The sequence below is a fragment of the Yersinia sp. 1252 StPb PI genome, assembly GCF_048593885.1.
In the GTDB taxonomy this organism is placed as follows: Bacteria; Pseudomonadota; Gammaproteobacteria; order Enterobacterales; family Enterobacteriaceae; genus Yersinia; species Yersinia enterocolitica_E.
In genome coordinates this window covers 19,610-28,894 of record NZ_JAZGQE010000046.1, presented here as the reverse complement: position 1 = coordinate 28,894, position 9,285 = coordinate 19,610, and the positions used below count along the sequence as shown (strand labels likewise).

The window sequence follows — 9,285 nt, the reverse complement described above, 5'->3', positions numbered from 1 at the left end:
CCGACCCGGTAGCCACGGAACAATACCGGGTCGCCAGCATTCAACTGCCCAGCCTGTTCGCTGTCCAGAATGATACGCACCCCTTTAGCATCAGGTGAGGCTAGCGGTGGGGAATCCAATAAGGTGAATTCACTTAATGATTTACCTTTGCTACCCGGTTGCAGCTCAATGTAAGCACCGGAAAGTAGTGTTCCCAGGCCAGATACACCCTCACGACCAATCTGCGGCTTCACCACCCAGAAGACGGTATCGCTATGTAACAGGGTATTCATGCCTGAGCTGAGCCGTGCCTGCACGATAACATGGTTCAGATCCTCACTCAGCGTGACCTGCTCTACGATACCGACATCCACACTACGACTTTTTATTTTTGTTTTACCTGCTTCAATACCTTCGGCATTCAGTGTGGTCAATACCACCTGTGGCCCCTGGTGGCTGAAATGATAAAACAAAATCCATGCGCCAATCAGCACAGTGACAATCGGGATGATCCACACCGGCGACCATCGCTTGATTTTTTCAATTTCCGCCACATTCTGGCTGGGATTATTGTCCGTCACCTTGCGGCTCCTTTTGGGTTGATTCACTGATTCGATCCCAGGTTAAACGGGGATCAAAGGTTAATGCAGCAAACATTGTCAGAACTACTACCATGGCAAATAGCAGTGCACCAATCGCTGGATAAATACTCATCAGTTGCCCAATACGGACTAATGAAGAGAGCACAGCAATAACAAAGACATCGATCATTGACCAACGGCCAACAAACTCCACGATTTCATAGATGAAATGCATCCGTTCAGTATCGCTATTACCTTTACCTTTTGCATCCCAACACAGCCAGGCAATCGCTAACATTTTTAACGATGGCACCATGATACTGGCGATAAAAATCACCATCGCCACCGGATAAGAACCTTCGCTCCACAAGAAAATGACCCCCGCCATAATGGTAGAACCCATTTGACTCCCCAGACTTTCGGTAATCATAATCGGCATCAAATTAGCCGGAATATAGAGCAGAATCGAGGTGATCAATAGGGCCATCGTCCACTGCAAGCTATGGCGACGACGAACATAGCCATGAGTATGGCAGCGCGGGCATTGCACCTGGGATTGCGGCAAAATTGCGGTGCAACAAGAACAGGATCGCAACCCCTGACGCAAACCAGTACGGCCCGCAACCAACGGGAGCTTCAGTTCAGGAGCCGGAGCAATATCCTGCCACATCCAATGACGATCGACACATTGGAAGGCGCGGACTTGTAACAGACAAAATAGGCAATAGGGGATAAAACTGCTGCCAATACCGATGTCGCCATACGCCATCAGTTTGACAAAGCTCACCAGCACACCGGCGAGGAAGATCTCAACCATGCACCAGCTTTTAAATTGGAATAACGCTTTCGCTATTGCGGCTTTCAAGTGGGCTGGCATCCGCACCCGCAGGCAAAGCAGGATGATGGCTACCATACAGAATGCCGGTATCAACTGAACCAGTACCATAAATAACGTTGCCATGCTGGCATAGTTATCTGACACCATGACTCTGGGTATTTGGAGTAAGGTAATTTCGCTGGTGATCCCGGCCACACGCATGTTGACGAACGGGAACATATTAGCCAGCAATAGCATAAATAGTGCGCTAACCGCGTACCCCACAGGGCGCTTGCGTGGCTCATCCCACCTGGCAGTCAGTGTGGTTTTGCAACGCGGACATACCGCTTTGGTGCCATAAGGCAGCGAGGGTAAGGCCACTGACATGTCGCACTGCCGGCACAGGATGACATTCCCTGACTGCCCGCCGTGTTTAGGCTCAATAACAGAATACAATATCTATGTCCTTACGGCTGGCCTGTATATCCCTTCATCTTTCAACATGCAGATGGTTGGCTGTTCCGTTACTCCGCCATCCATGGTTCTCGCCTCTACCAGGCCGCTGCAAGCTACCTTCCTGCACGTTGAAATCTATTGGGTATTGTTGAACACCGTTCTATCAAGAGACTTACTATAACAATAGACATAATATCGTATTGCACGTCATCTGGTAGAACGGCGGTTACACATTTTTAACCGTTTTTCTGAGCTTCCAGCTCTTCCCAACGACCAAATGCTACTTCTAACGCCTGTTCAGTATCAGCTAATGCTTTCAAGACCTGTTGTGTCTCTTCATGCGGGCGGGAGAAGAAATCTGCGTGACCAACTTCAGCCTGTAACTCACTGATTTCATTTTCCAGTTTTTCTAGCTGTTGCGGTAACTGATCCAACTCACGCTGTAAGTTATAGCTCAACTTACCCGGGCGTTTAGCGGCGGGTGCATTACTCTTAACCGGTGCCGCAGCTTTGGTTTCTTCAACTTTAGCCGCTACCTGACGGATAGGTTTTGCCTCAGCACGTTGCTGATGCGCATCATAATAGCCGCCAACAAAACTATTGATCTGGCCATTACCTTCAAAGATCCAACATTCAGTCACTGAGTTATCAACGAATTGACGGTCATGGCTTACCAACAACACTGTGCCCTGATAGCTATCAACCATCTCTTCCAACAACTCCAGTGTTTCCACATCCAGATCGTTGGTCGGTTCATCGAGGATCAACAAGTTGCTAGGCTTAAGGAATAATTTAGCCAATAACAGGCGATTACGCTCACCACCAGACAGCGCTTTCACCGGTGTCATTGCGCGTTTAGGGTGGAACAAGAAGTCTTGCAGGTAACCTAGTACATGACGCGAGCGGCCATTTACCATCACTTCTTGCTTACCTTCTGCCAGGTTATCCATCACCGTACGTTCGGGATCAAGTTCTGCCCGATGCTGGTCAAAATAAGCCACTTCCAACTTGGTGCCACAATGTACTTTGCCGCTGTCCGCTTTAAGCTGACCGAGCATCAGTTTCAGTAATGTCGTTTTACCGCAACCATTTGGGCCCACCAGCGCGATTTTATCGCCACGCTGTACTTGTGCGGTAAAATCTTTCACTAATACTTTGCCATCAATCTGATAGTTAACATTCTCCAGATCAAAGACAATTTTGCCTGAACGCACGGTCTCTTCGACTTGCATCTTGGCTGTGCCCATCACTTCACGGCGTTCTGAACGCTCCATGCGCAGCGCTTTCAGCGCGCGCACACGGCCTTCGTTACGGGTGCGGCGCGCTTTGATACCTTGGCGTATCCACACTTCTTCCTGCGCCAGTTTGCGGTCAAATTCAGCGTTTTGCAGCTCTTCAACCCGCAGTGCTTCTTCTTTGCTGGCAAGATACAGTTCGTAATTCCCTGGCCATGACACCAATTTGCCACGATCAAGGTCGACAATACGGGTCGCCATCGCGCGGATAAAGGAGCGGTCATGAGAGATAAACACGATGCTGCCCTGGAATTCTTTCAGGAAGCCTTCCAGCCAATTAATGGTTTCGATGTCCAAATGGTTGGTCGGTTCATCCAGCAGCAGCACTTTCGGCGAGCTTACCAGCGCACGGCCTAGTGCTGCTTTACGCAACCAACCACCTGACAGTGATGAAAGTTCGGCATCAGCAGATAAACCAAGTTGAACCAGCACTTCCTGAATGCGGCTGTCTAATTGCCACAAACCTTGATGGTCCAGAATCTCCTGCAATGCCGCCAGACGATTGAGGTTCTTCTCACTTGGGTCTAACTCAACCTGATGCAAGCTGGCGTGGTAGGCTTTTAAATGTTCAGCCTGTTCCTGCACGCCTTCAGCCACAAAGTCAAACACGGTACCGGCCACATTGCGTGGTGGGTCTTGTTGCAGACGTGCCACAATCAAATCTTGCTCATAAATGATGCGGCCATCATCCAGTGCTACTTCTTTGCTCAAAATTTTCAATAAGGTGGATTTACCTGCGCCATTACGGCCCACCAGACAAACGCGCTCGTTTGCCTCAATATGTAATTCAGTATTATCCAATAAAGGTGCATCGCTGAACGACAGCCAGGCACCGGACATGCTAATTAACGACATAGTTTCTACTTTTCCTCGTGGCTGTGGGTGACCAGCCAACAGTTGTGGATTTGACGATTACGGGCAAAGTCTTCTGATTGTGTCTGAGCTGTTATCTCTTTCGCTTCCAGCCCTAACGCCTTTATCCCGTCCAAATCCATCTGGAAACCGCGCTTATTGTTCGAGAACATGATTGTTCCCTTACGGCGCAGTAACCGTTTAAGTTCTTTCATCAGCACTAAGTGATCGCGCTGAACATCAAAGGTAGTCTCCATACGCTTGGAGTTGGAGAAAGTCGGTGGATCAATGAAGATCACATCGAACTGCTCATCGGTGTTACTGAGCCATGAAAGGCAATCAGCCTGAATCAAGCGGTGTTGTTGGCCAGTTAAGCCATTCACCCGCAAATTCTTCTCGGCCCACTCCAGATAGGTACGCGACATATCAACCGTCGTGGTACTGCGCGCACCACCCAAGCCGGCATGAACACTGGCCGTACCGGTATAGGCAAACAGGTTAAGGAAGTCTTTACCCTGGCTCATTTTACCTAGCATCTGGCGAGCGATACGGTGATCAAGGAACAGACCGGTATCGAGGTAATCGGTCAGGTTAACCCATAGCTTGGCGTTATATTCACTCACCAGCAGGAATTCACCTTTTTGTGCCAGCTTTTCGTATTGGTTTTTGCCCTTCTGGCGCTCACGGGTTTTCAATACCAATTGATTGGATGGGAGATCCAGTACCGCAAGGGTGGCATTAATCACATCAAATAAGCGCTGGCGGGCCTTTTGCGCATCAATCGTTTTCGGCGGCGCATATTCCTGTACCACCACTTTGCTGCCGTAACGATCGACGGCCACATTATAATCAGGCAAATCGGCATCATACAGACGGTAGCATTCGATACCCTGCTGTTTGGCCCACTTATCCAGCTTTTTCACGTTTTTACGCAGACGGTTGGCATAATCTTCTGCCACCTGAACACCCGCAGCACCCTGTGGATTCGCCGCTAACTGATAGTTTTTCTGCACGCAATCCAGCGGGCCATTTTTCGCTTTAAATTCACGTTCCGCCCGCAGTTGCAGGCAACTCAGCAATTCCGGTGATGCACTGAACAGCGATAAACGCCAGCCACCAAATGCCGATTTCATGATGCGACCGAGCATATTATGCAATGCAATCAATGCCGGCTCGCTTTCCAACCGCTCACCGTAAGGCGGGTTACTGATAACCGTGCCTACCGGCCCTTCCGGCAATGGGTTCACTAACTTACTGACATCATTGGCATTGAAGCTAATCAGCTCCGATACCCCAGCACGGCGGGCATTAGCACGCGCCATTTCGATAACTCGTCTGTCGATGTCTGAACCGAAGAAGCGAGAAGTGGTTTCCTGCAAACCATTGCGGGCACGCACTTGCGCCTCGGTGGTCAATTCACGCCATAGCACTTCGTTGAAGGCACTCCAGGCGGTGAAGCCCCAATGGGCGCGATGCAAACCTGGGGCGCGATCAGAGGCTATCATTGCCGCTTCAATCAGCAATGTACCGGAACCACACATCGGATCGACCATCGGTGTACCTGACTGCCAGCCAGAACGCTGGATAATTGCCGCTGCCAGGTTTTCTTTCAGGGGAGCCTGACCGGTCAAATCACGGTAGCCGCGCTGATGCAGCCCTTCACCACTGAGATCCAATGCCACACTGGCCATATCCCGTTGTAGGAAAACATTCACCCGAATATCCGGTTGCTGCTTAGCAACCGTTGGGCGCTGCTCCAACTTACGGGTAAAGCTGTCAACAATGGCATCTTTTACTTTCAATGCACCGTACTGGCTGTTGCGGATTTCATCATTCACGCCGCTAAAGTGCACAGCAAAGGTTTTATCCACACCAAAAATTGACGGCCAGTCGATCGCCTGCACCCCGAGGTACAAGTCCAAATCGCTGTAAACTTTAAATTCGTTAAGCGGTAACAAGATGCGCGAAGCCAGGCGGCTCCACAGCAGGCTTTGGTACATGAGTCGATCGTCACCCTGAAAATGTACCCCACCCTGTACTATTTTACAGTCGTGAGCGCCCAGCGCTTCGAGTTCGCTTTTTAACAGTTCTTCCAGTCCACGCGCCGTGCTGGCAAACAGAGAGTTCATATCGCACTATCACCAAAAAGAAAATTGTTGCGCATTATAGCTAATCCCAGCAGCTTGTCATAAAGTTGCTCCTTCTTATTTAATACTCGCACGGAGGCAATGGTGATTACCCTCTCCCGACTCTACGTTCATCCGGTGAAATCCATGCGCGGCTTGCAGCTTTCTCATGCTCAAGTCAGCAGCAGTGGGCTGGCCTTTGACCGCGTATTTATGATTACCGAACCGGATGGCACTTTTATTACTGCGCGCCAAAATCCGCAGATGGTGTTGTTCACCCCGGCATTAATGCCGGACGGTTTATATCTCACGGCGCCCGATGGCGAGAGTGCCAGTATCCGCTTTAATGATTTTTTAGCCAATGCTGAACCAACGGAAGTCTGGGGAAATCATTTTACGGCGCTAATTGCCCCTGAGACCATCAATAACTGGCTCAGTGGCTATTTTCAGCGTGAAGTGCAATTACGCTGGCTCGGTGCCCAGTTAACCCGCAGGGTGAAGCCGATGCCAGAGATTCCACTGTCTTTTGCTGATGGCTTCCCTTATCTGCTTATTAACGAAGCATCATTTAAAGAACTACAGCAACGCTGCCCTGGCAGTATTAAATTAGAACAGTTTCGCCCGAATTTAGTCGTAACCGGTGCCAGTGCATTTGCCGAAGACAGTTGGCAGGTGATTCGCGTTGGAGATATCACCTTTGATTTGGTTAAGCCATGCAGCCGTTGTGTATTAACCACCGTCAGCGTAGAACGCGGGCGGAAACACCCCGCCGGTGAGCCATTACGAACACTACAGACATTCCGAACTGCGGAAAATGGCGATATCGATTTTGGCCAGAATATGGTGGCCAGGAACAGCGGTATTATTCGGATAGGCGATGAAGTAGAAATTCTGTCAACCAAACCACCACGGCCATACAGTGCAGGTGCCATAGTTGAAAGCCTGGCGGCACCACTTGAGCAATCCAAAGCGGTATCGATTGAATATAACGGCATTCGCTTTAATGGCAATAATCAGCAGGTATTGCTGGAACAATTGGAACAGCAAAATATCCGCATTCCTTATTCATGCCGGGCTGGGATATGTGGTAGTTGTAGAATTACATTAGTGAATGGCGATGTTGCGCCTTTAAAACAGAGTGCCATTGGCAACGACGGAACTATTCTTTGTTGTAGCTGTATTCCCACAGGGGATATTACCCTCAGCGGTAAATAAGATAATCCCGATAAACTTACTCTCTGCACGCAGCTAACCACTTTACTGCGGTATGAAGGGGAATTATACCGCTCGGTCGAAAGCTGGGGCGGTATAAACCTCTGCAATGATAAGTGGCAACAAACGGTCATTCATTATCTTAATGGCATCACCTAATACCATCTGCCGTCCAGCTAATACCACTTGTGATTGTGCTAATAAACACAAACTTGCCGAATCACCCGACTCAACCACTAACAAGCGAACATCTTCACCACTATCCAATACTTTAACTAACGCCAACTCACCATTTTTTGGCATCAGCGCTTTAGGATATTGTACAAAATACCAACTTTTGGGCATTAGTGGTTTTAGGAAACGAAATGCGACCAATGCATTTAACACCAATTCTGAACGTTGTTCATGGCTCAATTTAATTTGGCGACATTGATCTTCGAATTCAAAATAGAGTGCGGCATCGTCGACACAGAATGCGGATTCATCGAAAGCATCTGGGGTTAGCATTTTAGACGGGAAACGCGAGCGAAATATCATACCATTAGCTAAATCCAACATCAGTCGGTCGTGTTCGGTATCAAAATACCAACGCCATTTATCATCTGGTTTAATTCGCATATTTTTCCTTCCCGCCATGCTGCTAACATCATTGACTCAATAACTGAGTTCTTCGCCCATCAAATGGGATTAATTTCATATAACCGCATCATACTTCAAACAGCATGTGCGTTGGCGGCTCTCGTTACTCAGCCCATCCATGAAGTTCGCCGCTACGAGACCACTATAAGCCGCGTTCAAATCAGTTCACGACCACTTTGTTATTCGATTACCGCTTACCTGCAACTCACATTATTTAGGTATAGGGCTTTCGCTGTATATTTAATCTACCGGAGTAAAATATAGACGAGCCGGAGGAAGAAATAAACCCCCCGGCCAGTAATGAAGTTAAATAATTAGATATGAGTGATGATATTCTTAATCAAACCAGGCCCACGGAAGATAAAGCCGGAATAAATTTGAATCAATGAAGCACCTGCCGCCATTTTTTCGCGAGCGGCAGTAACCGAATCAATTCCACCTACCCCGATAATTGGCAGACGCCCTTGCAGTTCTTGCGATAAGCGACGAATGACTTCCGTGCTACGTAATTGTAATGGTCGGCCACTTAAACCACCGGCTTGTTCGCAATAATTTAATCCCTGAATGAGAGAGCGATCTAATGTTGTATTAGTGGCAATAACGCCATCTATATTATGGCGAACTAAACTGTCAGCTATTTGGATCAACTCTTCCTCGGTAAGATCCGGCGCGATCTTTACTGCCACAGGAACATATTTATGATGGCGCTGATGTAATTCAGTTTGTTTATTTTTAATTGCTGCCAACAAATCATCTAACGCTTCACCATACTGCAAAGATCGTAACCCTGGGGTATTAGGTGAGGAGATATTAATCGCAATATATCCCGCGTAAGGATAAATTTTATCCATACAAATCAAGTAATCTTCTTTACCTTGCTCTACCGGAGTGTCTTTATTTTTCCCGATATTAATACCTAATATTCCGCCAAAATGTGATTTTTTGACATTTTCAATTAAGTTATCAACTCCGTGATTATTAAATCCCATCCGGTTGATCAAGCCTTCAGCCTCAACGATCCTAAACAACCTTGGCTTATCATTACCTGACTGTGGCCGGGGTGTCACCGTACCCACTTCGATAAAACCGAACCCCATCGCGCCCAGAGCATCAATACATTCACCGTCTTTATCCAGCCCCGCCGCCAAACCTAATGGATTTTTGAATGACAATCCCATACAGCTCACTGGTTTGGTTGGTACCGACTGGCGAACCAGGAATTCGAGTGGTGTGCCAGTAACACGTTTTAACTGCCGGAAAGTGAATTCATGGGCACGTTCTGGATCAAGCTGAAATAGTGCTTTTTTGACGAGTGGGTAGTACATGTG

The 9,285-nt window shown here is 48.2% G+C and carries 7 protein-coding genes; 1 reads left to right on the top strand and 6 read right to left on the bottom strand.

Annotation, left to right across the window (positions count from 1 at the left end):
• The 4 genes from V2A85_RS09345 to rlmKL form a co-directional block, all read right to left on the bottom strand.
• Positions 1 to 560, bottom strand: a 560-nt coding sequence (locus V2A85_RS09345) for an MlaD family protein (protein WP_420071300.1), incomplete at its 3' end; no start/stop codon positions are given.
• Positions 547 to 1,833, bottom strand: a complete 1,287-nt coding sequence (gene pqiA / locus V2A85_RS09340; protein ID WP_372559319.1) for a membrane integrity-associated transporter subunit PqiA — start codon at positions 1,831 to 1,833, stop codon at positions 547 to 549. The genes pqiA and V2A85_RS09345, both read right to left, overlap by 14 nt.
• Positions 1,834 to 2,069: 236 nt before the next feature.
• A complete protein-coding gene (locus V2A85_RS09335) occupies positions 2,070 to 3,983 on the bottom strand; it encodes an ABC transporter ATP-binding protein (protein ID WP_420071299.1) in 1,914 nt (637 codons plus the stop codon).
• A 5-nt stretch (positions 3,984 to 3,988) separates the two neighbouring features.
• Positions 3,989 to 6,109, bottom strand: a complete 2,121-nt coding sequence (gene rlmKL / locus V2A85_RS09330) for a bifunctional 23S rRNA (guanine(2069)-N(7))-methyltransferase RlmK/23S rRNA (guanine(2445)-N(2))-methyltransferase RlmL (RefSeq protein ID WP_083158461.1) — start codon at positions 6,107 to 6,109, stop codon at positions 3,989 to 3,991.
• Between the two features lie 99 nt (positions 6,110 to 6,208).
• On the opposite strand from rlmKL, the gene V2A85_RS09325 reads away from it, so the two are divergent.
• Positions 6,209 to 7,321, top strand: a complete 1,113-nt coding sequence (locus V2A85_RS09325; RefSeq protein ID WP_372559321.1) for a YcbX family protein — start codon at positions 6,209 to 6,211, stop codon at positions 7,319 to 7,321.
• Positions 7,322 to 7,384: 63 nt separating this feature from the next.
• On the opposite strand, the gene V2A85_RS09320 is transcribed toward V2A85_RS09325, so the two are convergent.
• Together V2A85_RS09320 and pyrD are read right to left on the bottom strand one after the other, a co-directional pair.
• Positions 7,385 to 7,936, bottom strand: coding sequence for a cell division protein ZapC (locus V2A85_RS09320; RefSeq protein WP_083158459.1), 552 nt, complete (start codon positions 7,934 to 7,936; stop codon positions 7,385 to 7,387).
• A 335-nt stretch (positions 7,937 to 8,271) separates the two neighbouring features.
• Positions 8,272 to 9,282: a quinone-dependent dihydroorotate dehydrogenase gene (gene pyrD / locus V2A85_RS09315; RefSeq protein ID WP_005184626.1), complete on the bottom strand. Its 1,011-nt coding sequence runs from the start codon at positions 9,280 to 9,282 to the stop codon at positions 8,272 to 8,274.
• Positions 9,283 to 9,285: the final 3 nt, after the last annotated feature.